At 73.2% G+C, this 23,879-nt stretch carries 24 protein-coding genes; 12 read left to right on the plus strand and 12 right to left on the minus strand.

Translation table 11 applies throughout. The annotated features are described in order from the left end of the window. The first annotated feature begins 136 nt into the window (after window positions 1–136). The 3 genes from ABZ873_RS15365 (at window position 137) to ABZ873_RS15375 (ending at window position 2,603) form a co-directional block, all read left to right on the plus strand. Window positions 137–1,405, plus strand: a complete 1,269-nt coding sequence (locus ABZ873_RS15365) for a sensor histidine kinase (protein WP_360871215.1) — start codon at window positions 137–139, stop codon at window positions 1,403–1,405. Next, the gene (locus ABZ873_RS15370; RefSeq protein WP_360870942.1) at window positions 1,402–2,025 is read left to right on the plus strand and encodes a response regulator transcription factor; all 624 of its coding nucleotides are present in this window, start codon (window positions 1,402–1,404) and stop codon (window positions 2,023–2,025) included. Before ABZ873_RS15365 ends, ABZ873_RS15370 begins: the two co-directional genes overlap by 4 nt. 74 nt (window positions 2,026–2,099) lie before the next feature. After that, complete coding sequence (locus ABZ873_RS15375; protein ID WP_360870945.1) at window positions 2,100–2,603, plus strand: hypothetical protein; 504 nt, start codon at window positions 2,100–2,102, stop codon at window positions 2,601–2,603. Between the two features lie 142 nt (window positions 2,604–2,745). Here ABZ873_RS15375 and ABZ873_RS15380 read toward each other — a convergent pair whose 3' ends face one another. Both ABZ873_RS15380 and ABZ873_RS15385 read right to left on the minus strand, forming a co-directional pair. Then, complete coding sequence (locus ABZ873_RS15380; RefSeq protein ID WP_360870948.1) at window positions 2,746–3,423, minus strand: pentapeptide repeat-containing protein; 678 nt, start codon at window positions 3,421–3,423, stop codon at window positions 2,746–2,748. 99 nt (window positions 3,424–3,522) lie between these two features. After that, on the minus strand, window positions 3,523–4,422 hold the full coding sequence (locus ABZ873_RS15385; protein ID WP_360870951.1) for an aminoglycoside phosphotransferase family protein: 900 nt from the start codon (window positions 4,420–4,422) through the stop codon (window positions 3,523–3,525). A 111-nt stretch (window positions 4,423–4,533) separates the two neighbouring features. On the opposite strand from ABZ873_RS15385, the gene ABZ873_RS15390 reads away from it, so the two are divergent. Further along, window positions 4,534–5,925 carry an FAD-dependent oxidoreductase gene (locus tag ABZ873_RS15390; protein WP_360870954.1) on the plus strand — a complete coding sequence of 464 codons (1,392 nt, stop codon included), beginning with the start codon at window positions 4,534–4,536 and terminating at the stop codon, window positions 5,923–5,925. A gap of 97 nt (window positions 5,926–6,022) precedes the next feature. On the opposite strand, the gene ABZ873_RS15395 is transcribed toward ABZ873_RS15390, so the two are convergent. The 4 genes from ABZ873_RS15395 to ABZ873_RS15410 form a co-directional block, all read right to left on the minus strand. Next, window positions 6,023–7,405 (minus strand): hypothetical protein, encoded by a 1,383-nt coding sequence (locus ABZ873_RS15395; RefSeq protein ID WP_360870957.1) that lies wholly within the window; start codon window positions 7,403–7,405, stop codon window positions 6,023–6,025. A gap of 134 nt (window positions 7,406–7,539) precedes the next feature. Beyond that, on the minus strand, window positions 7,540–8,181 hold the full coding sequence (locus ABZ873_RS15400) for a hypothetical protein (RefSeq protein ID WP_360870960.1): 642 nt from the start codon (window positions 8,179–8,181) through the stop codon (window positions 7,540–7,542). Window positions 8,182–8,307: 126 nt separating this feature from the next. Then, window positions 8,308–8,781 (minus strand): hypothetical protein, encoded by a 474-nt coding sequence (locus ABZ873_RS15405; protein WP_360870963.1) that lies wholly within the window; start codon window positions 8,779–8,781, stop codon window positions 8,308–8,310. A gap of 158 nt (window positions 8,782–8,939) precedes the next feature. Further along, a complete protein-coding gene (locus tag ABZ873_RS15410) occupies window positions 8,940–9,950 on the minus strand; it encodes a helix-turn-helix transcriptional regulator (protein WP_360870966.1) in 1,011 nt (336 codons plus the stop codon). A 365-nt stretch (window positions 9,951–10,315) separates the two neighbouring features. Between ABZ873_RS15410 and ABZ873_RS15415 the strand changes: the two genes are divergently transcribed. Both ABZ873_RS15415 and ABZ873_RS15420 read left to right on the plus strand, forming a co-directional pair. Then, window positions 10,316–10,513: a hypothetical protein gene (locus tag ABZ873_RS15415; protein WP_360870969.1), complete on the plus strand. Its 198-nt coding sequence runs from the start codon at window positions 10,316–10,318 to the stop codon at window positions 10,511–10,513. Between the two features lie 55 nt (window positions 10,514–10,568). Continuing rightward, window positions 10,569–10,787, plus strand: coding sequence for a helix-turn-helix transcriptional regulator (locus tag ABZ873_RS15420; protein ID WP_360870972.1), 219 nt, complete (start codon window positions 10,569–10,571; stop codon window positions 10,785–10,787). A 13-nt stretch (window positions 10,788–10,800) separates the two neighbouring features. On the opposite strand, the gene ABZ873_RS15425 is transcribed toward ABZ873_RS15420, so the two are convergent. From ABZ873_RS15425 to ABZ873_RS15450, 6 genes are read right to left on the minus strand one after another with little or no spacing between them, the layout of a single operon-like run. Beyond that, window positions 10,801–11,625, minus strand: a complete 825-nt coding sequence (locus ABZ873_RS15425; RefSeq protein ID WP_360870976.1) for a hypothetical protein — start codon at window positions 11,623–11,625, stop codon at window positions 10,801–10,803. Next, a complete protein-coding gene (locus tag ABZ873_RS15430) occupies window positions 11,618–12,376 on the minus strand; it encodes an ABC transporter permease (protein ID WP_360870979.1) in 759 nt (252 codons plus the stop codon). The genes ABZ873_RS15425 and ABZ873_RS15430 overlap by 8 nt, the downstream gene beginning before the upstream one ends. Further along, window positions 12,373–13,311, minus strand: coding sequence for an ABC transporter ATP-binding protein (locus ABZ873_RS15435; RefSeq protein ID WP_360870982.1), 939 nt, complete (start codon window positions 13,309–13,311; stop codon window positions 12,373–12,375). Before ABZ873_RS15435 ends, ABZ873_RS15430 begins: the two co-directional genes overlap by 4 nt. A gap of 5 nt (window positions 13,312–13,316) precedes the next feature. Then, window positions 13,317–14,423: a hypothetical protein gene (locus ABZ873_RS15440; protein WP_360870985.1), complete on the minus strand. Its 1,107-nt coding sequence runs from the start codon at window positions 14,421–14,423 to the stop codon at window positions 13,317–13,319. Window positions 14,424–14,469: 46 nt separating this feature from the next. Beyond that, a complete protein-coding gene (locus ABZ873_RS15445; RefSeq protein WP_360870988.1) occupies window positions 14,470–15,297 on the minus strand; it encodes a hypothetical protein in 828 nt (275 codons plus the stop codon). Further along, a complete protein-coding gene (locus tag ABZ873_RS15450) occupies window positions 15,294–16,520 on the minus strand; it encodes a pitrilysin family protein (protein ID WP_360870991.1) in 1,227 nt (408 codons plus the stop codon). Before ABZ873_RS15450 ends, ABZ873_RS15445 begins: the two co-directional genes overlap by 4 nt. Window positions 16,521–16,994: 474 nt before the next feature. Here ABZ873_RS15450 and ABZ873_RS15455 point away from each other — a divergent pair, with 474 nt between their 5' ends. The 6 genes from ABZ873_RS15455 to ABZ873_RS15480 are packed head-to-tail and all read left to right on the plus strand — an operon-like array spanning window position 16,995 to window position 23,862. Then, window positions 16,995–17,897 (plus strand): nucleoside-diphosphate kinase, encoded by a 903-nt coding sequence (locus ABZ873_RS15455; protein ID WP_360870994.1) that lies wholly within the window; start codon window positions 16,995–16,997, stop codon window positions 17,895–17,897. Beyond that, complete coding sequence (locus ABZ873_RS15460; RefSeq protein WP_360870997.1) at window positions 17,894–19,435, plus strand: amino acid--tRNA ligase-related protein; 1,542 nt, start codon at window positions 17,894–17,896, stop codon at window positions 19,433–19,435. The genes ABZ873_RS15455 and ABZ873_RS15460 overlap by 4 nt, the downstream gene beginning before the upstream one ends. Beyond that, window positions 19,432–20,940, plus strand: coding sequence for a fatty acid--CoA ligase family protein (locus ABZ873_RS15465; RefSeq protein ID WP_360871000.1), 1,509 nt, complete (start codon window positions 19,432–19,434; stop codon window positions 20,938–20,940). Before ABZ873_RS15460 ends, ABZ873_RS15465 begins: the two co-directional genes overlap by 4 nt. Continuing rightward, window positions 20,937–21,776, plus strand: a complete 840-nt coding sequence (locus tag ABZ873_RS15470) for a TIM barrel protein (RefSeq protein WP_360871003.1) — start codon at window positions 20,937–20,939, stop codon at window positions 21,774–21,776. The genes ABZ873_RS15465 and ABZ873_RS15470 overlap by 4 nt, the downstream gene beginning before the upstream one ends. Beyond that, window positions 21,773–23,200 carry a pentapeptide repeat-containing protein gene (locus tag ABZ873_RS15475; protein ID WP_360871006.1) on the plus strand — a complete coding sequence of 476 codons (1,428 nt, stop codon included), beginning with the start codon at window positions 21,773–21,775 and terminating at the stop codon, window positions 23,198–23,200. Before ABZ873_RS15470 ends, ABZ873_RS15475 begins: the two co-directional genes overlap by 4 nt. Further along, window positions 23,197–23,862, plus strand: a complete 666-nt coding sequence (locus ABZ873_RS15480) for a PIG-L family deacetylase (protein WP_360871009.1) — start codon at window positions 23,197–23,199, stop codon at window positions 23,860–23,862. The genes ABZ873_RS15475 and ABZ873_RS15480 overlap by 4 nt, the downstream gene beginning before the upstream one ends. Window positions 23,863–23,879: the final 17 nt, after the last annotated feature.

Consider the following 23,879-nt stretch of genomic DNA (forward strand, 5'->3'; position numbering starts at 1 on the left):
CGGAGCCCCACATCCAGCCCCGCCGGCGATTGAGGCGCGGGGGCCCGGGGGCAGCGCCCCCGCAACGGCGCCGCACCCGGCACACCCACCCGCACGGGACAATGGCCCCATGCCCCGACAGAGGCGCCGCACCCCCATGAACCCACCCCCGCCGCGCGACGACACCCGCACGCTCACCACCGTCGCCCACACCGCCTTCTTCCTCCTCCTCGGCGCCTCCGTAGCCCGCTTCCTGCTCCGCCACCCCGGCGAACCCCGCACCCCCTGGGTCCTCGCCCTCAGCATCACCCTCGCCCTCCTCTACGTCCTGGGCCCCGCCCTCGGCGCCACGGGCACCACCCCGGCAAGCAGCGGCACCCCCGCAGGCAGCGGCACCCCCACAACCACCCCCGCCCCCACAAGCACCGGCACCCCCACAACCACCCCCACCCCCCGCCGCCTCCTCTGGCTCACCCTCGTCGTCACCACCTGGCTGATCCTCGTCCTCCTGGCGCCCAGCTTCGCCTGGTGCGCCGTCCCCCTCTTCTTCACCGCCCTCCGCACCCTCCCCCCACGCCCCGCCGTCGTCCTCGTCGCCCTCCTCACCGCCTTCGTCGTCACCGCCCAGCTCCAGCTCTCCGCCTCCTTCGACCCGAACCTCCTCCTCGCCCCGCCCGCCGTCGCCGCCCTCGCCACCGCCGTCTTCGTACACATGGAGCGCCAGGCCCAGGCCCAGCGCACCCTCATCGACGACCTCATCCGCACCCGCCGCGAACTGGCCGCGACGGAGCGTCGCGAAGGCACCCTCGCGGAACGGCAGCGCCTCTCCATGGAGATCCACGACACCCTCGCGCAGAACCTCTCCAGCCAGCAGATGCTGCTCCAGGCCGCCGCCCGGACCTGGGACGCCGACCCGGCCACCGCACGCGCGCACGTCCGTACCGCCACCGGCATCGCCGCCCACGGCCTCGCCGAGGCCCGCCGCCTCGTGCACGACCTCGCACCCTCGGAGCTCGCCGGCGGCGCCGGCCTCCCCGAGGCCCTGCGCGCCCTGGACGCCGGTCCCGGCATCGCCGTCCGCTTCCACCTCGAAGGCACGCCCGCCCCGCTCCCGGACCGCGTCCAGTCCGCCCTGCTGCGCATCGCGCAGGGCGCGCTCGCCAATGTCCGCGAGCACTCGGGGGCCCGTACCGCCGCCCTCACCCTCAGCTTCCTCGGCGACCAGGTCGTCCTGGACATCGCCGACGACGGCCACGGCTTCACCGCCCCCCGCACCGACGCCGCCGAACGCGTCCACGGCCGCGGTCACGGCCTCCCGGCCATGCGGGCCCGCGTCCGCCAGCTCGGCGGCGACCTGACGATCGAATCCACGCCGGGCGAGGGCACCGTCCTCTCCGCGGCCATCCCCCTGGAGCCGGCCCCATGACGACGATCCTGCTGTGCGACGACCACGTGGTGGTACGCGCCGGCCTGCTGGCCCTGCTCGGCAGCGAGCCGGACATCGAGGTGGTCGGCGAGGCCGGCAGCGGCGAGGAGGCGGTGGCCCTGGCCGCCCGGCTCCACCCCGAGGTGGTCCTCATGGACCTCCAGCTGGGCGAGGGCATCGACGGAGTCGAGGCCACCCGCCGCATCACGGCCCTCCCGGAGCCGCCGCACGTCCTGGTCCTCACCACGTACGACACCGACGCCGACATCACCCGCGCGATCGGCGCGGGCGCCACCGGCTACCTCCTCAAGGCGGAACGCCCCGAGGAGCTCTTCGCCGCCATCCACTCGGCGGCCCAGGGCCGCACCACGCTCTCCGCGCCGGTCGCCAGCCGCGTGATGGCCCACATGCGCGGCACCCGCCCCACCCTCACCGACCGCGAACTGGACATCCTCGGCCAGCTGGCCCGCGGCCTCGGCAACCGCGAGATCGCCCGCGCGCTGTTCATCAGCGAGGCCACGGTCAAGACGCACCTGGGCCGCATCTACGACAAGCTGGGCGTCGACACGAGGTCAGGCGCGGTAGCGGTAGCCAAAGAACAACGCCTCCTCCCGTCCTGACCCCCTGCCCCTGCCCCTGCCCCTGCCCCCGCACCGATCGGGGTCATCCGCACAACCCATGACACCATCAGCAGGTGCTCGACATCGGCTACTCCCTCTCCCGGCGCTTCCCGGACCCCCCGCAGACCGACTACCGCTCGGCGGACGTCCACACCCTGCGCCACGACCTGTTCTGCGGCGACGTCTACCTCGCGGACACGCACGCGGACCGGGAGGTGTCCACAGCCTGGGGATGGGTGCCGGTACTCGACTTCGCGTGGGCGCTGTGCGACATCGTCGAGCAACTGGACCGCGACCCGCGCGGCAGCCGCTCGTCGAACCGCCAGTACGCGGAGATCGACTTCACGGAATCCACGGACCGCATGCTCTTCGAGCGCCGCTTCGGCTGGGTGGACATCGAGGCCGACTGGATGCCCGCCGAGGAATCCCCCCTCACCTTCAGCCACCGCCTCCTACGCCGCGAAGCCCGCGACTTCCTGCACGACGTAATCGCCGACCTAACAGACATGCACGAGCCCCTGGCGGACAACCCCACCATCTGGACCCTCCAGTCCCGCTTCCCCCGAGTCCCGTCCTAACCGCAGCCCCGCCGGCGCTTGAGGCACGGGGCCGGGGGCGAAGCCCCAAATTCAGCCCCGCCGGCGCTTGAGGCGCGGGGGCCCGGGCCCAAGCGGCGGCACCCCCGCAACGGCGGCCGCGCCCAGCGGCACAAACCCCCGCCTACCCCACCACCCTCACGCCCACCTCAACCGCAAACGCCGGCGCCAACTCCACCACCTGCCCCGGACTGATCACGGCCCCGGCCAACGCCCCCACCCCCCGGGCAATCCCACCCCCCAGATCCGCCACCCCCCTCAGATCCACGTCCACCATCCGCACCCCACTGAAATCCGCCCCCCGCAGCACACACCCGTCCCGGAACTCCACCCGCTCCAGCCCCGCCCCCGCGAAGTCCGGCTCCACCAGCACGCACCCCTCGAAGACCACGTCCTTGAGCCGCGCCCGCCGCAGGTTCAGGTAGTCGATCTTCCCGCCCCGCACCACCACCCGCTCCAGCACCGCCCCGTGCAGCTGCACCCCACCCAGCCGCGCATCCACCAGCTCCACATCCCGCAACGCCGCCCCCGACAGGTCGGTCCCCACCCCGCGGACCCCCTCCAGTACGGAATCCAGGAAGCGCGCCTTCGCCAGCCCTGCCTCGTCCAGCGCACACCGCCGCAGCGCGCAGTCCATGAACCGCGCCCCGACCCCCTCTTGCCCGCCGAGATCCAGGTCCGCGAACTCCAGCCCGTCATAATCCCCGTCGGGCTCCAGCTCCCCACCGGCCCACGGCACCAACTCCGGCAACCGCACCTCAGCCCGCCGCGCCGCCTTCACCCTCTGCCCATTCCGCACCATCCCCCCATCGTCACCCACCCCACAGACAACGGCGCCCCCTCACCCCGAACCCCCTCTCACCCCGAACCCCCTCACCCCGAACCACCCACCCCTCACCCCTCACCCCTTGATCAGCAGCTCCGCCACCGCCAGCTGTGACCCGTCCAGCCGCCGCTCGCCGGACTCCACGTCCCACAGGCAGTTCTGCAGCACCCGCCCCAGGGTCCACGCCCGCGCCCGGCCCCGGTCCAGGGCCGCCGCCTCCGTCAGGAGGTCGAAGCGCCACAGCACGTCCTCCACCCGGAAGTTGTTCACCATCGCCGGCAGCAGCTCGAAGCCCGGGTCGCCCGCCAGCGGCTTCGGGTCGATCGCCAGCCACGGTTCCCGCCCGCCCGCGAGCACGTTCCCGTAGTGCAGGTCCCAGTGCAGCAGCCGGTCCCCCGGCTCGCCGGCCACCTCCGCCACCGCCGCCGCGCAGTACCGCAGCAGCCTCCGGTCCCGCTCGTCCGCCAGCCGCGCCAGCGCCTTCGGTACGCCGGCCAGCAGCCCCGCGGCCACCTCCCCGAGCCCCCGCAGCCCGGCCGGCGCCGCCACCGGGGTCAGCCGTGCCAGCAGTTCCCCGATCACCGCGACCGCCGCCCGCGCGTCCCGCCGCGCGAGTCCCGCCAGGTCCCGGCCCGCGTCCAGCCGCTCCAGCAGCAGCGTCCCCGTCTCCGCGTCGTGCTCCAGCAGCAGGACGCTGCCCCCGCCGCCCCACGCGCGCAGCGCGACCGGCTCCCCCGCGCTCTCCTCGTCCACCGCCACCAGCTTGAGCACGGCCGCACTGCCGTCCGCCCGCTCCACCGGAAGCACCAGCGCCGTCATCCCGTGCATCACCGGCCCCGTGCGCCGCAGCCGCCACCGCTCCAGGAACGCCGCCGCCCGCGCGGGCAGCCCGTCGATGAACGCCCGCCCCTCGGCCCCGTTGAACCCGATCTGCGCCCGGACCAACTCGTCCGGAATCTCCCCGATCTCCACCATGCCCCGAAGGTATCGCCCCGCGGCGCACCCCCCATCCCGCCGCCCCTCCCCCTCCGGAACACGACATTCCGTCCCTGGACACCCCCGCGCGCCGCCCTGTAGCAACTCCCCATGACGATCAACGGCGGCATCTCCTTCTGGTACGCGACCGACCGCACCCCCGCGCCCACCCCCGGCACACCACCGCGCACCCCCCTCACCGCCCACGCCACCGCCGACGTCGTCATCGTCGGCGGCGGCTACACCGGCCTGTGGACCGCCTACTACCTCAAGCGCGCCGACCCCGGCCTCCGCATCACCATCCTGGAGCAGAAGTTCTGCGGCTACGGCGCCTCCGGCCGCAACGGCGGCTGGCTCTACAACGGCATCGCCGGCCGCGACCGCTACGCCGCCCGCCACGGCCGCCCGGCCGCCCAGCGCCTCCAGCGCGCCATGAACGCCACCGTCACCGAGGTCATCGACACCGCCGCCCGCGAGGGCATCGACGCCGGCATCCACCGCGGCGGCGTCCTCGAAGTCGCCCGCACCCCCGCCCAGCTGGCCCGCCTCAAGGAGTTCCACGCCGCCGAGCTGTCCTTCGGCGAGGACGACCGCGAGCTGTACGACGCCGCCGCCACCCGCGCCCGTATCGACATCGCCGACGCCGTCGGCTCCAGCTGGAGCCCGCACGGCGCCCGCGTCCACCCGCTGAAACTGGTCCGGGGCCTGGCCGCCGCCGTCGAAGCGCTCGGCGTGGTCATCCACGAGTCCACCCCCGTCACCGAGATCGCCCCGCGCCGGGCCGTCACCCCCTACGGCACGGTCCGCGCCCCGTACGTCCTGCGCTGCACCGAGGGCTTCACCGCCGCGCTCAAGGGCCAGAGGCGCTCCTGGCTCCCGATGAACTCCTCGATGATCGTCACCGCCCCGCTGCCGGCCGCCACCTGGGAGCGCCTGGGCTGGTCGGACAGCACGCTCCTGGGCGACATGGCCCACGCGTACATGTACGCCCAGCGCACCGCCGACGACCGCATCGCGATCGGCGGCCGCGGGGTCCCGTACCGCTTCGGCTCCCGCACCGACCACGACGGCCGCACCCAGCCGGCCACCGTCGACGCTCTGCGCGACCTGCTCTTCTCCTTCTTCCCCGTCCTCACCGGTACGGAGATCACGCACGCCTGGTCGGGCGTGCTCGGCGTCCCCCGCGACTGGTGCGCCTCCGTCACCCTGGACCGCGCCTCGGGCCTGGGCTGGGCCGGCGGCTACGTCGGCTCCGGCGTCGCCACCTCCAACCTCGCCGCCCGCACCCTGCGCGACCTGGTCCTGGGCGAGCCGACGGAGCTGACCGGCCTCCCCTGGGTGAACCACCGCGTGCGGCGCTGGGAGCCGGAGCCCTTCCGCTGGCTCGGCGTCCAGGCCCTCTACGCCGCCTACCGCACGGCCGACCGCCACGAGACGGCCACCCACCGGCCGACGACGACCCCGCTGGCGCACCTGGCCGACCGGATCTCGGGGCGCCACTGACGGGCGCGCGCCCGCGCCCGTCAGCGACAGCGGCGGGCCCGGCACGCGTGCACACGTGCCGGGCCCGCCGTCTCACCGCCGGGGGGTGTCCGTACCGCTAGACGGTCCTGTCCTCGTCGTGTTCGTCGTCATCGCCGTGGTCGCCGCGGCCGCCGTGGTCGTGGTCGTGGTGGCCCGGCTTGCCGCCGTGGCCCGGCTCGTCGCAGTCGTCGTGCCCGTGCTTCTTCTTGACGTGGATCGTCACGGAGCAGGAGCGCGCCGTCGCGCAGGAGCCGCCGGGCGCGGTGGGCGCGGCGTAGTTGACCAGCATGCGGTCACCGGTGTCGGGGGTGTCCACCCGCACCTGGTAGGTGACGGTCGCGGTGCCGCCGGGGGCCAGCGTGCCCGTCCAGGTCAGGGTGTTGCCGGTGAGGTTCGCGGTGCCGCTGGTGGAGCTGAGCGAGCCGGCCACGAAGGTGGCGTCGTCCAGGACGTCGCTCAGGTCGTCGGTGAAGTCGCCGTTCCCGGCGACGGTGCCGGTGTTGGTGACGGTGACGCGGTAGGTGACGGTGGTGCCCTCGGTCACCGGCCCGCGCGGCGTCGCGGACTTCGCCACCGTGTAGGCGGGCGCGGCGCAGCTGCCGCTGTCCTGCGAGGAGGTGGCCCCGAAGAAGCCGCGGCCCGTCGCCTCGACCGTCGTCACCGGCAGCGGCGAGGTCGACGCCGTGGTCGGCAGGCTGGTCAGCAGGTTGATGTCGCCGTTGGAGGCGAAGGCGTAGACGCTGCCCGCGGACTTGGCGGCGCCGAAGGTCTGGGGGACCGTACCGATCTGGACGACCGTGTTGTCGGGGCGGATCCGGAACACCGGGGACGGGCTCACGGCGTCCGGGGTGCCGAAGGCCAGGACGTCGCCGTCGTCCAGGGTGATGAAGTCACCCGCGGAGACGATGCCCGCCGGGAAGGAGGCGGGGAACAGCGTGGAGGCGCCGGTGGCGGGGTCGATCAGGAAGATCTGGCTCGAAAAGAAGGAGCCGGCGATCAGCATGCCGTCCGCGCGGGCGGTCAGCCCGTTGACGGCGGGCGTCGGGGTGACCGCCGCGAGCGGCCCGGTGATCGGCCGGCTGGCCGTCTCGGCGCCGGTGACGGGGTCGATGGTGTAGAGCGTGACCGAGCCGGCGGAGCCGGGGAAGTTCACCCCGTACAGGGTGGATCCGTCGGGGCTGAACGCGATGTCACCGTAGTCGCGGACCAGCGGGACGTCGCTGAGGGCGGTGCCCGTGGCGTCGTACTGGATGAGCCGCCGGTCGCTTCCTCCGGTGTTCGCCCACAGCGGGGTCGGCGGGCACACCGCACGCGCCTTGGACGCGGCGGCACCGGCGGCGGCCGTCGCCGTCCCGGTGTGCGCCTGCGCGAGTCCCGCACCGCTGGTGACGGCCAGCACGAGGCCGACCGCCGCTCCCGTCAGTACCCGCCGCAGGCTCTTCTGCCCGTAACGCGCCATGAAGGCTCCTCACTTCTTCCGTCTTCGCCAACGGTCCGCCGGGGCGGCGGAACCAGTCGACGCAGAGTTCCCGAAGCGGGCCCCACGGATCGCGGCGCGCGGCGGCGACCCCTCTTCCGGCCGATCACCACCACTCAAACAGCCCGGCCGCGCCGCCCCGCCCGATGCCGCCCGAAAACCTCACGCACGGCAGCAAGATCGGCCTCCCTCTCCCCCTCCGCCGCATACCAGCCGCCCTCGTCCCGGGCGGCGACGACGCTCTCGGGGGTGAGGTCCTGGCCGAAGCGGTAGTCGCGCAGGCAGTAGTCGAAGCCGGACTCCCCGAAGAGATCCACCCCCTCCCGCCGGCAGTACTCCGCCACCCCGTCGGCGACATGCCAGGCGGTGCCGTCGTACCAGAACACCCCGCCGGCGTAGTGGATCGTGCGCCCGGTCGCGGGGTCCTTGAGGTTCAGCGACTCATAGTTCTCGGGCCGGTCCCGCACCAGCGCCACCAGCGCCTCCGGCACGCCCCGGTAGAACGCCTCCTGGGGCCCGAAGTCCTCCTGGGCGAAGAGATTCAGCTCGGCCTCGTGATCGAAGGTCAGCAGCAGCACCCGCCCGTCGTCCGCGAAGTACCACACGGCGGACTGCCCGCCCTGATCATTCCAGCCGAACCGCCGCGCCCCACCGACCACCACGGGCTCGGCCCCGACCAGCTCCTCAACCACCCCCGCCCGCCACCGCACCTCATCCAGCGAGGTCCCCACCAGCGCATCCCACACCCACTCACTCATCGGTGCAGGCTACCGACCGCCACGGACACTGCCAGATCTCCGGACGTGAGACCGCCGCCGCACCACGGTGAGTCCTCCGCCCGGGGACGAACGGGCCGCACCGCGACTGCCCGGCGGGGACAGCCCTCAGGCTTCCGACGGCTCGTCGGTGGACGTCGGCCCCAGGCGGGTCAGAAGGAGGCGGGCGCCGGGGGTGAGATCGGCGCGCCAGCTCCGACGCGGGGGGATGTAGAGCACTTCGCCGGACCTGAGGCGGCAGGAGAAGGACTCCTCGGGACCCGGCCCCGCGTGCAGGCGCCAGGTCCCCGCCCCGCACTCCTGGTGCACCAAGAGGTGCCCGAAGGTGCCGGCGGACAGCGGCCGGGCGCCGTCCTCGTCCGCGTGGTGCCGCTCGATGACCGTGCGAAGACCCGTCAGCCGTGCGAGTTCACGTGCTTCTGCCGCCAGGGCGGCCGCGGCGTCCCGCGCCGCGTACGCCGCGCGTTCCTGCTCCGGCCACAGGATGCCGGGCCCCTGGCTGCGGCACAGTGCGAGGAACTGCGCCAGTTCCCGTACGTGGGGCGAGGGTGCCGCCCCGTCCGTCGAAGGCGCGGTGTGCATGGGGCTCCTGTGGTGTGGTGTCCGTACGCGCTGTCCACGTCAGGGAACCCGGGCGTCGCCGTCATACAGAGGATTCCCCACCACGGGCCGCCGGTCCAGTCACGAACCCACGCTCCCTCACCCCGTCCTCCACGAGGACCGCAGCCCCGGCCGCGACATCAGGAGACGGTGAGCGGTTCGGTCGGCTCCTCGGGGTCCAGCAGGCCCTGGGCCGCGGCGCGCACTCCCGCCTGGAAACGGCTCTCGGCTCCCAGCTCACCCATGATGTCGGCGATGTGCCGGCGGGCCGTGCGCAACGACATACCCAGACGGCGGGCGATGGCTTCGTCCTTCAGGCCGGCGGCCAGCAGTCGCACGATCGTCTCGTGGATCTCCCGGGAGACCGATTCGAGCTGCTGGCCGACCGCGGCGGTGAACGGGGTGGCGCGGTCCCAGGTCTGCTCGAAGATCTCACACAGGTATGCCACGGTGGACGGCTCCCGGATCACCACAGCCCCCCAACTGCCGTCCTGGACGGGGATGAACGCGGTCTCGCGGTCGAAAACGATCAGACGGCCGAACAGTTCGTGCGCCGTCCGGTACTCCCCGCCGAGGGCCGAGGCCGTCGCGACGTATGCCTGGCTGGGCCCGTTGAAGCGCGCCGTGTGGTGGTAGAGAGTGCGCATCCGGACACCGCGTGCCAAGATGGCCCGGTCGCGCACCAGGGCCTCCTCCATCGCCTCAGAGACGCGGGCGCCACCGCCGGGCTGGCTGGCGATGATCTCGTCACGGCACCCTTCGGAGGCCCGTCTGAGGGCGTCACGCACGATGTGGAGGTTTTCCAGGACCTCCAGTGCTCCGGAGCCCGAGCAACGGCGGTCGTAGGAGGGTGCGGCGCGCAGCAGTTCCTCCCGGACACGGGCGAGCCTGTGCCGCTGCTGAAGGATATCGGCCTCGACGGAAGCGGCGAGCTGGGCGGCCGCGGTCTCGGGCGCCACGGCGAAGACCGCGGTGGGTTCTTCCGGATTCGCCTGCAGCAGGCGCAGGCGCAACAGGCGCCGGACACCGGCGGCGGTGTCCTCGCGGCTCATCCCGGTGGCCGCGGCGATGGCGTCGGCATGAGGGCTCCCGTGTTCGAGCACCCACGCGTACACGGCTATGTCGGAGTCCCGCAGTTCCTTGGCGTCCACCACCGTGTCGTCCAGCCCCACAGCCTGCGCCCCCACCCCATCTGCCAGGCCCTCGAACGAGCCCTGTGGTCAAGACGAACAGAATAGGAGCACGGGTTGCACACCGACACGCCGGGAGAAACCGCGCGAGCCGCCCCGCCGGCACCGTGCCCGCGCCGCCGCGGGCCGGCGGGGTCCCCGGCCCCGGACGGGCATTCCACGCCCGCGATGAGCGGAAAGTCCCTTATGCCGCCCGTCGCCTTGCTGCCACGTACTTTGCTGAGGGGAGGAACAGTCGTGAGCCCGGCCCCCGGCAGGACACTCTGGTGCCTGTCAGTAACACGACGTCCCGGCCCGCGAAGCCGGGAGAGCTGGAGCCACCCCCCGTGAAGCGTTCTTCCCTGCCCGTACGACTCGTTCTGGCGACCGTACTCACCGCCATTTGTTCCGCCACCGCGGCCGTGACGGCCGTCGTGCACCCGCCCTCGCACGCGGCCGACGCGACGCGCACCGTGGCGGCGGCGGAGCCGAAACCCTGCCTGCCTCACGAGAAGTGCGTCGACGACACCTCCTGGGGCGGCTGACCGCGCCCCAGCCAGCCCGCCGTACGTCCGCGCGATCCGAGACCAGGAGTTCCCCATGGCCCACAGCACCGAAGCACCGCCCAGCTTCACCCCCCGCGAACAGCAGGTACTCGTCCTCCTCTCCGGAGGTGACACCTACTGCTCCATAGCGAAGCGGCTGGGCATCAGCCGGCACACCGTGGACACCTACCTGCGCCACCTGCGGAAGAAGACCGGCACCACCAACCGCACCCAACTGGCCGTACTGGCTGCCCAGCTGGGCTACCGGCCCTGATCCGACCGCGCCCTCAGCGCAGGCTGAGGGCGCCGGACCGAACCGTGTGCCGCAGACCGCGGGTGAGCAGCAGGAAGCCGGCCGCGGCCCACCCGGCGAGGACCAACACCTCCTGGAACACCAGCGCCGTCGGCAGTGCGCCGCCCGCGGCCAACTGCCGTACGGCTTCCAGCCCGTGGCTCACCGGAAGCACCATGGCGATCCCCGCGAGAACACCGCTCCGCGGTACGGGGGTGTTCACCCCGGCCACCAGCAGCAGCGTGATGGTGGTGGCCACCGTCAGGTACATCCGGGACTCGGGTATGCGCAGGGCGATCCCGGACAGGCACAGCGCCAGGCAGTAGACGCCGAGGGTCATCAGGACGTTCACGCACAGGATGGCCGGCAGTGCCGCCCAGCGCAGCGGGACGGGCAGCAGCAGATGCACGGTGAGCAGCGCGACAGTCGAGGTCAGCAGGCCGTCGGTGACCCAGTGCAGCCCGCGCGAGACCAGCGCGAGGAACGGCGGCGTGCGGCTGATCAGCAGGAACTGCAGGGTTCCCGAGCGGAGTTCACCCACCGTGGAGGTGACCACGCCCAGTGCGCCGAGCGGGCCGAGCACGACGGCGTTGCCCAGGGCGAGGTAGCCCTGCTGCTCGGGCGAGCCGAGGAGCTGGCCCAGATTGGCGAAGAAGAGCACCTGGCACAGCAGCCTGACCAGCCAGCCACCGAGCCAGGAGCGCCAGGTGAACATGGCCCGGTAGTCCTGGTAGGCGGCGAGGGCGCCGTAGCCGACCAGCTGGAGCAGAGACCCCGCCGAGCGCCTGGCCGCCGGAGCGGTACCGGGGCGGCTAGTCATGGAGCATCACCTTTCCGCTGCGGACGGAGGTGAGGATCCCGCGCAGCAGGAGCACGCCCAGCAGGGTCTGGATCAGGACCAGGCCGCACAGCACGCCCAGACGCTGCGGCAGGTGGGGGACGGCCCCCTCGGCCGCGTCCCTGAGCAGGTCGGTGCCCCAGGAGAGGAAGAACCCCTCCGCCAGCCAGTCGAAGGGGGCCGGCAGCCGGTCGACCGGGAGGATGAGGCCACCGAGCAGATAGAAGGGATAGGTCAGGGAGTTCTGGAGCGTACGAGCCCCACGCGCCTTGATCATCAGTCCGCTGACCAGCAGGGCGGCGCTCGCGCATCCCGCGATCAGCAGGACCACCACGAGAAGAGCCACCGCGGGGCTGCGCAGCGCCACGTCCAGGCCGAACAGGACCCGGCCGACGAGCACGACCTCGAACAGCACAGGCAGGGCGAGCAGGGTGGTGGTGAAGGTGCGCACCGCCAGGGCGAGGAGATAGCGCTCCGGGGTGAGCAGCGACAGCTCCAGCGTGCCGTCCGACCGGTCGTCGTCGACGACCTCGGCCGCGACGAACACCGCGTGTGCCCAGAGGCTCATGACGAACGCGGTGAGCGCCACGGTGGTGGCCAGTTCTTCGCGATGGTGGCTCAGCAGGAAGTGGAAGAAGACGAGCGAGTACAGCGGGATCACGGCCAGAGTGGCGAGCATCCCCGGGGACCGGGCCAGGATGAGGCCCTGCGCCCGTGCGGAGGCGGCTATCACAGGGTGAACTCCCGGTCCTCGATGACGGTCCGGTAGACCTCGGTCAGGCCGGGAGCGGCGACCGCGATGGACTCGGCCCGGGACTGCGCCAGCAGCAGCAGGGCCTGGGCAAGGCTCTCGTCGTCGGCGGGCCGGGCCGTGAGGTTGCCCCCAGCGTCGGTCGTGGAGCTGCCCGGCAGCGCGGCGATCCGCGCGGCGGTGCCGGGCAGTACACCCACGGCGGTGAGGGTGCGGGGGACACGGAGCTCGGCGAGCAGTTCCGTCGAGGAGCCGATCCGCAGGATGCGGCCGTGGTCGATGAGGGCGACCCGGGAGCACAGGGCCTGCGCCTCCTGCATGTCGTGCGTGGTCAGGACGATGGTCGTCCCGCTGCCGCGAAGGGTCCGGACCAGTTCCCGGAACCCGGCCCCGGCATGCGGATCCATCCCGTTGGTCGGCTCGTCCATGACCAGTACGTCCGGCTCGCCGAGCAGGGCACGGGCCAGGTGAACCCGCTGCACCATGCCTCGGGAGAAGGTCTCGACCCGGTCGTCGCCACGGGCTCCGAGACCGAGGAGTTCCAGGACCTCCTCGGTCCGCCGGCGGACGGCGCGCGGGTCCAGGCCCTGCAGGGCGGCCCAGTAGCGCAGGTTCTGGCGCGCCGTCAGCCGGCCGTAGAGACCCCGGTCTCCGCCGAGCACCAGGCCGATGCGGCGCCGCACCTCGCGCGGCCGGCCCACAACGTCGAAACCGGAGACCCGGGCGGTGCCGGAGGTGGGGACGAGCAGGGTGGTGAGGATACGGGAAAGGGTCGTCTTGCCCGCTCCGTTGGGTCCGAGCAGGCCGAGCACCTCGCCCTGCCCGACGTCGAAGCTGACGTGGTCGAGCGCGGTGACCTCGCGACCCCGCCGGGTCCGGAAGGTCCGGGTCAGATCGTTGACCTCGATGACGGCCATGCCCCTCAGACCTCCCCGCCGGTGTGCGCCGAGCCGGGGGCGGCCCGCAACGGCCACGGCGCGAGCCCTGCCAGTTGTTCCAGGGCGGACGCGTGCAGTGCCGGATCGACCAGCTCGCCGGTGACCATCAGGAAGTCCGCGACCGGAGTGCGGGTGATGACGCCCTCGCTCCAGCGGTGTTCGGTGCGCTGATGGCCCGCGCCGCGCCGCAGCGGAGCGGTCAGCTGCATCCCGTAGTGCTGCTCGTGGCGGCCCGCCGGCGCCTGGACGCGGTGGCGGAGCTGTGCGTCCGCCGGGGCGCGCAGCCCCTCGACCAGCTCTTCGGGGACGGTGGCGGCCAGGCGGGGGCAGGCACGCACACGCTCGCACAGTTCAAGCAGCTCGGGGGCGAGTGCGAACTCCTCGGCGGCGGCGATCAGCGGCCGGGGCGCGGGGGCGGCGGGGGAGGTCAGGACACAGACGAGGTCGATGACGTCCTTGACGGTGAAGGGACGCTGGAAGCGCTCCTCCGCGAGGGAGAGCACATCCGCGAGGACCTGGTCCTCGGGCAGTGACGCACGCAGCGGTACCAGTCCGGGCTTTCCGGCGAACCCGAAGGTAGTGACCTCGATGCCGTGGTCCGGATCGAGCAGGGGGTCGTCGCCGGGCCACCAGACGGCGGCGAACAGGTGCCGTTGCGGGGTGTCGAGTACGGTCAGTTCCGCCTCGTCGCTGCCGTGGTGGTCCAGTGCGAGGGCCAGTACCCGCCACAGAGCGGCCTCGGAGGGCACGACGACATCGAGGTCGCCCAGTGCCCGCAGGGTCCCTTCGGGGTAATGGCGGGCCAGCGACGGGCCCTTGACCACGCGGGCGCCGGGCACCCCCGCAAGGTCCTCGGCCAGTCGCCGGTAGGTCTCCGCCCGCCTGCGCATCCGGACGAGTTCGTCGCGGGCGCCGGTGCCCATCGCGGTGCCCTCCCGCTCGGCCAGTGACAGGACGAGCGGTGAGAGCACGCCCCGCACCTGCCGGGCGGCCGTGAGCAGGCGGCGGGCGGGCAGCTCGGTGTCCACCTCGAGGAGTTCGTGGAGCAGGTCGAGGGTGAGGGGGAAGTCGGAGCGGTGATCCGATGTCATACGAGGACTCCTCGGAGCCAGGGGACGGTCGCCCCCGAGGGGGCGGTCAGGGGCGGGAGGCGTACATGTAGCCGTGTGTCGGCGTCCAGCCCTGCCGGAGCAGAGCCTCCACGACCCGGGCGGCCCGGTCCTGGCCCTCGGGGTCCGCGGGGTGGGTGACGTTGCCGATCAGTGGCCTGCCCAGCGCGGCGGCGGTGTCGGCGCAGGCCGCGACGAGGCGGGTGGTGGCGGCCCGGCGCAGCGCCGCGTCCTCAATGAGGATGTCCACCAGTTCGACGAACTCGTTCTCGCTGACGTCGTCGTACGCGTCCGTCAGGATCGTGGCGTGACCGACCGGCGCGGTCCTTCCGGGCACCCGCACCAGGTAGGAACGCCGGTCGGGAGCTTCGAGCAGGCGGCGGACGGACTCCGCGGCACCTTCACGGGTCTCGGTGTGGCCGCGGTCGGCCGACGCGTCACGGATCGCCCGCGAAAGCCACCGCCCGACCGCCTCGTCGTCCGCCTCCGCCGCCTCGGTGAGCCGGAGGGCGTCGGAGGCGGGTGCGGGCGCGGCCAGGGTGTGGCGCAGATAGCTCAGCAGGGGCTGGAGGCCGGGGGGCGTGGGGAGGTGCGCCGGGACGCGCACCACGGCCGAGGAGCAGCCGGGGTGGCGCCGGAAGAGTGTGGCAAGCAGCTCGGGCGCCCGGGCGAGGAGCGCCGGGTCGGCGTGCTCCACCAGGCACTGCACCTCGCCGCTGGCCGGCTCCCGGTACTCGCCCGCCACCACCGGCAGGCCGTCGATGCGGCTGAGCATCCCGGCCTCCCGCGCGGCGCGCAGGTAGCGGTCACCGATGTCGAACGGCGAGGGCGGCGGCCCGCCCGGGGCCGGGCTCACACCCGCTCCGGGCGGACGACCGTGATCAGCGAATCGCCCAGCTCACGTGCCGCCCGGGCGACGTCGCCCGCCGTCACGCCCGCGAGGGCTTCGATCTCCTGCTCCGCTTCCCAGACCCGGTCCTCCAGGATCCGCTGGGTGGCGACGGCGATGGCCCGGTCCAGTGGCGCCTCGGCCTCCCGGACCACCTCGACGGTCGCCCGGCGGACGGCCGCCGCGAAGTCCCGCTCGCACGGCCCGTCCTCGGCCACGTCGCTCAACACCTCCCGGAACACTTCGAGCAGCCGGGGCGCGTTGTCCGGCTCGCATCCGGCGAGCATCCGCCAGGCGCCGGAGTCGCTGTAGTTGCGTGACCAGGAGCGGAAGTCGTAGGCCAGTGCCTCCTGGTTGCGCAGCCTGGCGTAGAGCGGGGAGGCCGGGCTGCCGCCCAGGAGGTGCGCGAGGACGGTGTAGGCGTGCCGGCGCGGATCGCCCGCGCGCGGCGCGCGCCCGCCGGCGAGCAGCCAGCAGAAGGAGTCCGGCCACTGCTCCACGGCCTGGGGCACGGGAGGTCCGGGGATGCCGCCGAGGGAGCCGAGCCGCGGATCGGGGGTCTCGTTCCACACCGCGTGGCCGAGGCCGCCGCGCCGCAGTGCCTCGCGCAGGGCGTCCTCGGGCAGGCCGCCGGCCACGGACACGGCGATCGGGGAGGTGCGCAGCGCGAGGGCGTGCGCGCCGCGCAGGGAGTCCAGGGTGAGCCCGGAGACGGTCTCAGGACGTCCGCCGACGGGCGAGCCCAGCGGGTGCCCGGCGAACAGCCGTGAGAAGAAGGCGTCCTGCACGGTGTCGGCGTCGTCGGAGTCGGCGGCCGCGAGCTCCTGGAGCACCACGTCCCGCTCGGCCTCGAACTGCGCCTGGTCCCACTGGGGCTCCAGCAGTGCCCGGCACATCCACACGGCGACGTCGGCCGCGTCCTCGGTGAGCACCTGGGCGTGGATGACCAGTGACTCGGGGCCGGTCCTGGCGTTGCAGTCGCCGCCCCGGTCCTCGATGCGCTCACTCAGTGACGGCCCGTCCCCGAGGGGCGCGGACATCAGCAGGTGTTCGAGCATGTGGGCGGCACCGGCGCTGCCCGGGGGATCGTGCCGGGCACCGAATCCGAGCGCGATACACAGGCTGGTGGTTCGCAGGGAGCTGTCGTGGTGCACCACCACGGGAACATCGAACGTCGGTGAGGGGGTCATGATTTTTCCCGTCGTACGAAAGGGCGGGGAGACAGGCGGGGGTGCCGCCGGACTTTCGTCCGGCGGCACCCCCTCAGGTCATGCGAATTACTTGCCCGTACGGACGTTGACCTTGTCGAGACGCGGACGCATGGAAACGGCGTGGTTGCGGGTCATGATGTAACTCCCTTGATTGGAATGCTTGTTATGAACGTCCCGGCGAGGAGTTTCCCTCGGCGGCACATTCACTATTTGACCGGCAGGCCGCCCGGCTGTCAACAATTCCCGGCACAAAAGGCCATCACGAATAAACGGGTCACGCGATGACGTCACCGAATTCGAGTTCACCGGTCCGCGCCCACGCCTGAACGGGCCACGCCCATTCGCCGATATACGGGCCGGAATTTCGGCGGCATTATCGGAATCGCTATTCGCCATTCCTGTGGTCGGCCGGTTCAGGCTTCCCCGTACGTGTACCTACCGAAGGAGAGTCAAGTGTCGAGCAACCACTCCCTGTTCCTGATCAAACCGGACGGGGTGGAGCGGCAGCTCCAGCAGGCGGTCGTCGAGGCCGCCGAGGAAGCCGGCCTCACGGTCGTCTGCCGGCACCGGCTGCTGCTGGGCGAGGAGGACATCGTCCGGGCCTGGGCGGACACCCGCCGCTCGGATCACCCTCTGGAGCACCTGTCCCTGGACTTCTGGTACGGCGGGCGTCCGATGGAGGTACTGCTCGTGAGCGGCACCGACGCCCTCGCCCGCGCGAACCGGGTCAAGTCCACGGTGCGGGCCGGATACCGGCTGGGCCCCTTCGCCAACGTGGTGCACACCCCGGATCACACCGGGGAGTTCGACCTCCAGCTGTCCGTATTCGCCAGGGACTGCCCGACCTGTGCCGGGACGGTGTCCACCGATTTCGGCGACTACGCCGACGTACCGCAGGCGTACCCGCCCGGCACGCTGCTCCCCGCCGCCTGGCGTGACATCGAACGACTGCGGGAGCTGGCACAGCCTCTGTGGGACGACCCGGCGTCCTGCTTCTGGCGCCCGACCTACCCGGAGCCCTACCGGGCCGACAACCCCCAGGGCCCACAGGACCGGGCGCTGTACATCGCCGCCTCCCCGCATCAGCTGTCCTTCGACAACCTGGTGGGGGCCCTGCTGACGGCACTGCCCGGGATCGGGTTCGCCCACGCCCTCGAACTGATCGTCTCCGCACTGCACCACCAGGACTTCACCCTGGCGGTGGGCACCTCGGCCGAGTGCGAGCGCTACCGGGACGCGCTCATGGCGCAGGGCCTCAACACCCCCATCCGTACGCTCGCCCAGGACGCGTTGCGCCGCGAGGAGCAGATCCGCACGAGCGGGCTGCCGGACACCGCCACGGTGCCGGCGGCATGAGCGACCAGCTCGCCGCCCGGCAGGCCAAACGCGCCGCGCTGCTGGCCGCCGGGGTCGACCCCTACCCGCCGGCCCGGCCGGTCGGCGCGCGCGTCGCCGGGCTGCGGCAGCGCTACGGGGCGCTGCCGCCGCACACCCGGACCGGCGTCGCGGTGACCGTGGGCGGCCGGATCATCAGCCGCCGTGACCACCGGGACGTCGAGTTCGCAACCCTGCGCGACGGGGCCGAGGAGATCCAGGTCCTGCTCGCCGGCGACCGCGGCACCGAAGGACCGCGGGCCGCGTGGCGCAGGACGACGGACCTGGGAGACCTGGTGGTGGTCGACGGCGAGCTGGTCACCACCGGCAGCGGCGCCCTGGCGGTGGTGGTGCGGGAGTTCACGCTCGCGGCCACGGCCCTGCGGCCGCTGCCGGGCAGGTCCGCCACCGGGACGGTGGCGGACCCCGCGGTGGCGGAGCGCCGCGGCGCGACGCCCCGGCACCGCTACCGGCAGATGCTGCTGGATCCCGGTGAGACCGCCCGCGCGCACGCCCGGGGATCGGCGCTCCGGGCGCTGCGGGAGGGGCTTTACGAGCGGGGCTTCTCCGAGGCCGATACCCCGCTGCTGCACCCGCTGCCCAGCGGGACGGCCCGCCCGTTCTCGGCCCACATGAACGCCTGGGGTCTGCCGCTGCATCTGCGTGCCACGGCCGAGATGTACCTCAAGCGGCTCATCGTCGGCGGAATGGACCGGGTCTTCGAGATCGGCCGGGTCTTCCGGAACGAGGGTGTCGACGCCCTGCACTTCCCGGAGTTCACCGTCTGCGAGGCATACGCCGTCCACACGGACTACCTGGACGCGGCCGCGCTCGCCGAGCGACTGGTCGCCGCCGTGGTGAGCGCCCTGGACGCATCGCACGCCGTGCCGCTGTCGTTCGCCCGCCACCGATTCCACGATCTGCTCGGCGCGGCCCTGGGCACGGTGGTGAACGGCTCGACCTCACGCCGGGAACTGGCCGACCACGCCGCGCAGTACGGCATCGAGGCGCCGGAGGGCGCGGGCGCCGGCGCCCTGGCCCTGCTGCTCTACCGCAAGCTGGCCGAACCCCTGCTTGAGCGGCCGACGTTCGTCTTCGACTTCCCGGCCGAGGGCGCGATACTCGCCCGCCCCCACCGCCGGGACCCCGCGCTCGTCGAGAGCTGGAGCCTGGTGATCGGCGGACTCGACGTCGGCCAGGGGTGCAGCGAGCTGACCGACCCGGTGGAGCAGCGCCGCCGCTTCTGCGCCCAGGCCGCCGCTCGGGCGGAGCGGGGCCTCGGCGCCACCGTTCTCGACGAGGGCTTCCTGGCCGCCCTGGAACACGGGCTGCCGCCGCTGGGAGGTCTCGTCCTGGGGGTGGACCGGCTGATCACCGCGCTGCGCGGCACCGGACGCCTCCGCGACCACCAGTGCCATCCCATCGCCCGGCCGGAGCCGGGCCCCGTACCCCGCCCCGGTCCCTCCGCGTCCACCCGTACCCACCTGTCGGCACCGGTCCAGGAAGGAGAACCACGATGACCACTGACCACGAACGGCTCGACACCCTTCTGACGAGCGCCTGTGCCCGCTTCGCCCATCGGCCCGCGCTCACCGACGCCACCCGCACCCTCACCTACGCCGAACTGGCGGCCGAGGCGGACACCCTGCGCACCGAACTGGCATCGGCCGGGCACCACCCGGGCGAGCCCGTGCTGGTCCGGGTGGGCAACCGCGGCGGTGACCTCGCCGCCCAGCTGGCCGTGTGGCGGGCCCGGGGCACCGTCGTCCCGGTCCATCTCGGCACCCCGGACACGATGATGCGGGAGAGCGCCGGACGCACCGGCGCCCGCCTCGTACTGGACGCCGACGGCCCCTTGGGCGTCCGTGTCCGGGACATCGTCCCGGCGCCCGCCCGCACCCCCCGGGAACTCGGGTCGGAGCAGGCGCTGGTGGCGTTCACCTCCGGAACCACCGGAAGGCCCAAGGGGGTCGTCCTGTCCCACCGGGCCCTGACCGGCAAGCTGCGCGCCATCGACCGGGTGCTGCCGTTCCGGCCCGGCGAGGAGGCCCTGCAGGTCCTCCAGCTCCACTTCACCTTCGGGCAGTGGACCTCGCTGCTGACCCTGGCCACGGGCGGCACCCTGCACCTGCTGCCCCGGTTCGACGCACCGGCCGTACTGCGGCGTCTCGCCGCCGAGCGGGCCGACCGGATCGCGGTGGTGCCCAGCATGCTGCGTATGGTCGACCGCGAGCTGAACACCCCCGGCACGGGGCCGGAGCTCCGCGAGGCGCTGCGGGCATCCGGCGGGCCCGGCACCTGGATCACCGGCGGGGAACCGCTGCCCTCCGGGCTCGGCCACCGGCTGCGGGCCGCGCTGCCCGGCTCGGGCATCGCCGACGTGTACGGACTCAGCGAGACCTCCACCTCCGACTTCATCCTCACCCCCGACCGGTACGACGCCGCCGCGGGCACCATCGGCCGGCCGAGCCCGGGCGTGGAGTTCCGCATCGCCACCGGCGACGGCCCGCCGTTGCCGGCCGTACCCGGCTCCACGGGCGAACTGTGCCTGCGTACACCCTTTCTGATGACCGGCTACCTCGACGATCCGGCGGCCACCCGGGCCGCGATGGACGGCGACTGGCTGCGCACCGGCGATCTCGCCGTCGTCCGCCCCGCCGACGGCATGGTGGAACTGGTCGGCCGCAAGAAGCAGCTTCTCTGCCGCGGCGGCATCAAATTCGCGCCGCTGGAGGTGGAGCGCCCGTACGCGCTCCACCCGGCCACCGCCGGCTGCCTGGCCGTCGGCGTCCCGGACCCGATGCTCGGCGAGCGCGTCCATCTGGTGTTCGTCGCCGCCCCGGGCACCAGCCCCACCGAGGAGGAACTGCGTGCCCACGGCCGCCGCCACCTGCAGCCGTACCAGGTTCCCGAGCGCGTCCACTTCGTCGCGGAACTCCCGCTGGGCCGCACCGGCAAGACCGACCGCGCGGCCGCGGCCCGGCTCGCCGCGGCCGCCCCGGCCGGGACGGAGGGCCGCCGGTGACCCTGCTCGGTGTCTCCACCGCCGCCCTCACCGACCGGGACGACTTCGGTGCGCTGCTCGCCTACCGGCCCGACGTGATCGAGTTCTACGGGTACCCCGCGAAGGCGCTGCCCCGCATCGCGCGGTTCTGCGCCGAGCACGGCATCCGCCCCGCCCTGCACACCCCCGTCCCGTACGACGGCGCCGACCCGCCCCGGCGTTTCGCGCCCACCGGCCCGGACCCTCGGGAGGCGTCCGCGGCCCTGCGGCTGACCGAGGCCACCGTGCGCTGCGCGGCCGACCTGGGCGCGCTCCACGTGGTCGTGCACTTTCCCAGCCCCTATCCGCCCTACCAGGGAGCGGGGTTCGAGGAGGCGGCCCAGGAGTTCCTCTCCGCCGTGGCCGCCCTCGCCCGTGAGCACGCAGTCGCCGTGCTCGTCGAGAACCTCTCGGCCCATCCGCTGCTGCGGACCCCCGAGCAGTACCACCGGGCGCTGGCCGCCCACCGCGAGCTGGGCCTGTGCCTGGACCTCGGGCACGCACACCTCCTCGGCGCGGACAGCGCGGCACCCGACGGCTTCGCCGCCCTCTTCGGGTCCCGCGTACGCAGCATGCACGTCTACGAGACCACCGCCGAGCGCTACCCGCGGTACGGGCACGAGCCCGCGAACCGGGGCGGCACCCGGGCCGAGGGCTTCATGGGCCTTCGGGACCTGCTCCCCGACCTCCTGCGCCGCACCCGACCCGCGGCACTGGTCATGGAGCACGAGCCGGTCGCACCCGGCACGGAGCCGGCCGTCGCCGACTGGCTCAGAGAACTGATCCACCACCACGACGACACAGGAGCGATCGTATGAGCAACAGCACGCATCTGGGCCTGGTGACCCGCCTCGCCGAAACCGCGGGCCCGGACCGCACCACCCTGCTGAAGGAACTGTCGGAGACCACCCAGCACCTGATCGACACCACGGGCCGCGGCCTCGACCTCACCGAGGCCGACCTCACCGGCTTCGACCTCAGCGACGCCGACCTGCGCCGCGCCACCTTGAACCGGGCCGTGCTGCACAGCACCCGGCTGGTCTCGGCCGACCTCTCGGAGGTCTCCATGGTCTGCCCCGGGATGGAACGCACCAACCTCCAGGGCGCCAGCCTGCGCTCGGCGTACGTGCACGCACTGGCCGCGCAGACCTGCACCTTCGACGGCGCCGACCTCTCCGGGCTGCGGGACGCCACCGGCACCCTGTTCCACGGATGCAGCATGCGCGGCGCCCACCTGGACGGCGCCCACCTGGCGGGTTCCTTCTTCTACCAGTGCGACCTGTCGGACGGCTCCGCACAGGCCGCGAACCTCCAGGGCGCACTCGTCAACGAATGCCTCCTGGACGGCGCCGTCCTCGACGGTGCGCTGGTCGACCAGCTCACCGTCACCAAGTCCTCGTTGCACGAGACCTCGCTGCGGGGCGCGAGCGGCAAGGGGCTGGTCCTGCAGCGCCTCACCGCCGCGGACGGGCTGGTCCTCGCCGGCGCCGCCCTGCCCGGTCTGCGGCTGTCCGAAGTCCGGGCCGACCGGCTCGACGCCGCGGGGCTCTCCGCCCGCGACGCCGACCTCGCCGAGACCGTACTGACGGGTGCCGACCTGACCCGCGCAGACCTCAGCGGCACCCGGATCAGCCACTGCGACCTGCCCGGCGCACGGCTCACCGACGCGCACCTGACCGGCGGATCGGTGGCCTCCAGCAGCCTGCGCGGCGCCGTGCTGCGCGGCGGCCACGGCGAGAACCTGCACCTCGTGGAGAGCGACCTGACCGGCGCCGACCTGGCCGGTTTCACCGGCCGCTGCCTGACGGCCCGTGACGTCCGGTTCACCGGAGCCAACCTGCGCGGCGCCAACCTCTACCGGGCCATGCTCACCGGCGACCCGCCCCGCGCCATGAGCCTGCGGGGCGCCGTACTGGAGAACGCCACCCTGGTCCAGGCGTACATCGCCGCCGACTTGCGAGAGGCCGACCTGCGGGGCGCCAACTGCGCCTACAGCCGTTTCAGCCAGTCGGACCTCAGCGGGGCCCGCCTGAACGGCGCGAGCATGTACCAGTCCACCTGGATCAAGGTCCCGGTCCACGGCGCCGACCTCACCGGGGTGCGCGCCCCGGTGTTCACCGACAGGTGCCCGGGCCTGCGCGGAGCGCTGGACCGGGCGGGAGGCCCGGCCGCCGCGGAGTTCACCGCCTTCCTGGAGAGCTTCGAGGCCGCCCTCGCCACCGGCCGCAAGGGCTCCACGTGACCCGCGTCCTGATCGTCGCCGCCCACCCCGACGATGCCGAACTGGCCCTCGGCGGGACCATCGCCCGGCTCACCGAGGACGGCACCGAGGTGACGGTCGCCCTGTTCACCGTCTCCGAGACGGCCGGCGCCGAGGACCGCGGACGCCGCGCCCGGCGCGTCGCTGCCGCCGAGGCCGCCGCCGGGGTCCTCGGGCACCGCCTGCACTGGCTCGGCGACGGCCGCTACGACCAGGTCGAGGACATCCCCGAGTACCGGGCGGTCGGGCTCGTCGACGAGCTGGTGGCACACACCGACCCCGACACCGTCATCAGCCACTGGGACGGCGATTCGCACGGCGACCACGTCCGCGTCGCCCGCGCGGTCATCGCCTCGTCCCGGCGCTGGCCGCACGCCGCACTGGCGCAGTTCGGCCCCAACGAACACCGCACCGTGCGTCATGCGGAGTTCGTCCCCAACCTCTACGTCCCCACCGCCGGTCACCTCGCGCACAAGGCGCGGGCCCTGGCCTGCCACCGCTACCCCGGGCAGGGGTTCCGCGCCCTGGACACCGACGCGGTCGAGCTGTTCGACCGGGCGCGGGGGGCCGCTGTGGGGCTGGACGCGGCCGAAGGGCTGCGCCTCGTACGCCATCGCTTCACCCCCGGCCGCCCGCTCCTCTGAGCACCCGGCCTTCACAC

The organism is Streptomyces sp. NPDC047014, assembly GCF_040644195.1.
Classification (GTDB): domain Bacteria; phylum Actinomycetota; class Actinomycetes; order Streptomycetales; family Streptomycetaceae; genus Streptomyces.

Coding starts and splice junctions, on each gene's coding strand:
- ABZ873_RS15370 (WP_360870942.1), top strand. CDS start 1,402: ATGACGACGATCCTGCTGTGCGACGACCACGTGGTGGTACGCGCCGGC.
- ABZ873_RS15475 (WP_360871006.1), top strand. CDS start 21,773: ATGAGCAACAGCACGCATCTGGGCCTGGTGACCCGCCTCGCCGAAACC.
- ABZ873_RS15390 (WP_360870954.1), top strand. CDS start 4,534: ATGACGATCAACGGCGGCATCTCCTTCTGGTACGCGACCGACCGCACC.
- ABZ873_RS15365 (WP_360871215.1), top strand. CDS start 137: ATGAACCCACCCCCGCCGCGCGACGACACCCGCACGCTCACCACCGTC.
- ABZ873_RS15405 (WP_360870963.1), bottom strand. CDS start 8,781: ATGCACACCGCGCCTTCGACGGACGGGGCGGCACCCTCGCCCCACGTA.
- ABZ873_RS15465 (WP_360871000.1), top strand. CDS start 19,432: ATGACCACTGACCACGAACGGCTCGACACCCTTCTGACGAGCGCCTGT.
- ABZ873_RS15425 (WP_360870976.1), bottom strand. CDS start 11,625: ATGACTAGCCGCCCCGGTACCGCTCCGGCGGCCAGGCGCTCGGCGGGG.
- ABZ873_RS15395 (WP_360870957.1), bottom strand. CDS start 7,405: ATGGCGCGTTACGGGCAGAAGAGCCTGCGGCGGGTACTGACGGGAGCG.
- ABZ873_RS15400 (WP_360870960.1), bottom strand. CDS start 8,181: ATGAGTGAGTGGGTGTGGGATGCGCTGGTGGGGACCTCGCTGGATGAG.
- ABZ873_RS15420 (WP_360870972.1), top strand. CDS start 10,569: ATGGCCCACAGCACCGAAGCACCGCCCAGCTTCACCCCCCGCGAACAG.
- ABZ873_RS15450 (WP_360870991.1), bottom strand. CDS start 16,520: ATGACCCCCTCACCGACGTTCGATGTTCCCGTGGTGGTGCACCACGAC.
- ABZ873_RS15460 (WP_360870997.1), top strand. CDS start 17,894: ATGAGCGACCAGCTCGCCGCCCGGCAGGCCAAACGCGCCGCGCTGCTG.
- ABZ873_RS15385 (WP_360870951.1), bottom strand. CDS start 4,422: ATGGTGGAGATCGGGGAGATTCCGGACGAGTTGGTCCGGGCGCAGATC.
- ABZ873_RS15440 (WP_360870985.1), bottom strand. CDS start 14,423: ATGACATCGGATCACCGCTCCGACTTCCCCCTCACCCTCGACCTGCTC.
- ABZ873_RS15380 (WP_360870948.1), bottom strand. CDS start 3,423: ATGGTGCGGAATGGGCAGAGGGTGAAGGCGGCGCGGCGGGCTGAGGTG.
- ABZ873_RS15435 (WP_360870982.1), bottom strand. CDS start 13,311: ATGGCCGTCATCGAGGTCAACGATCTGACCCGGACCTTCCGGACCCGG.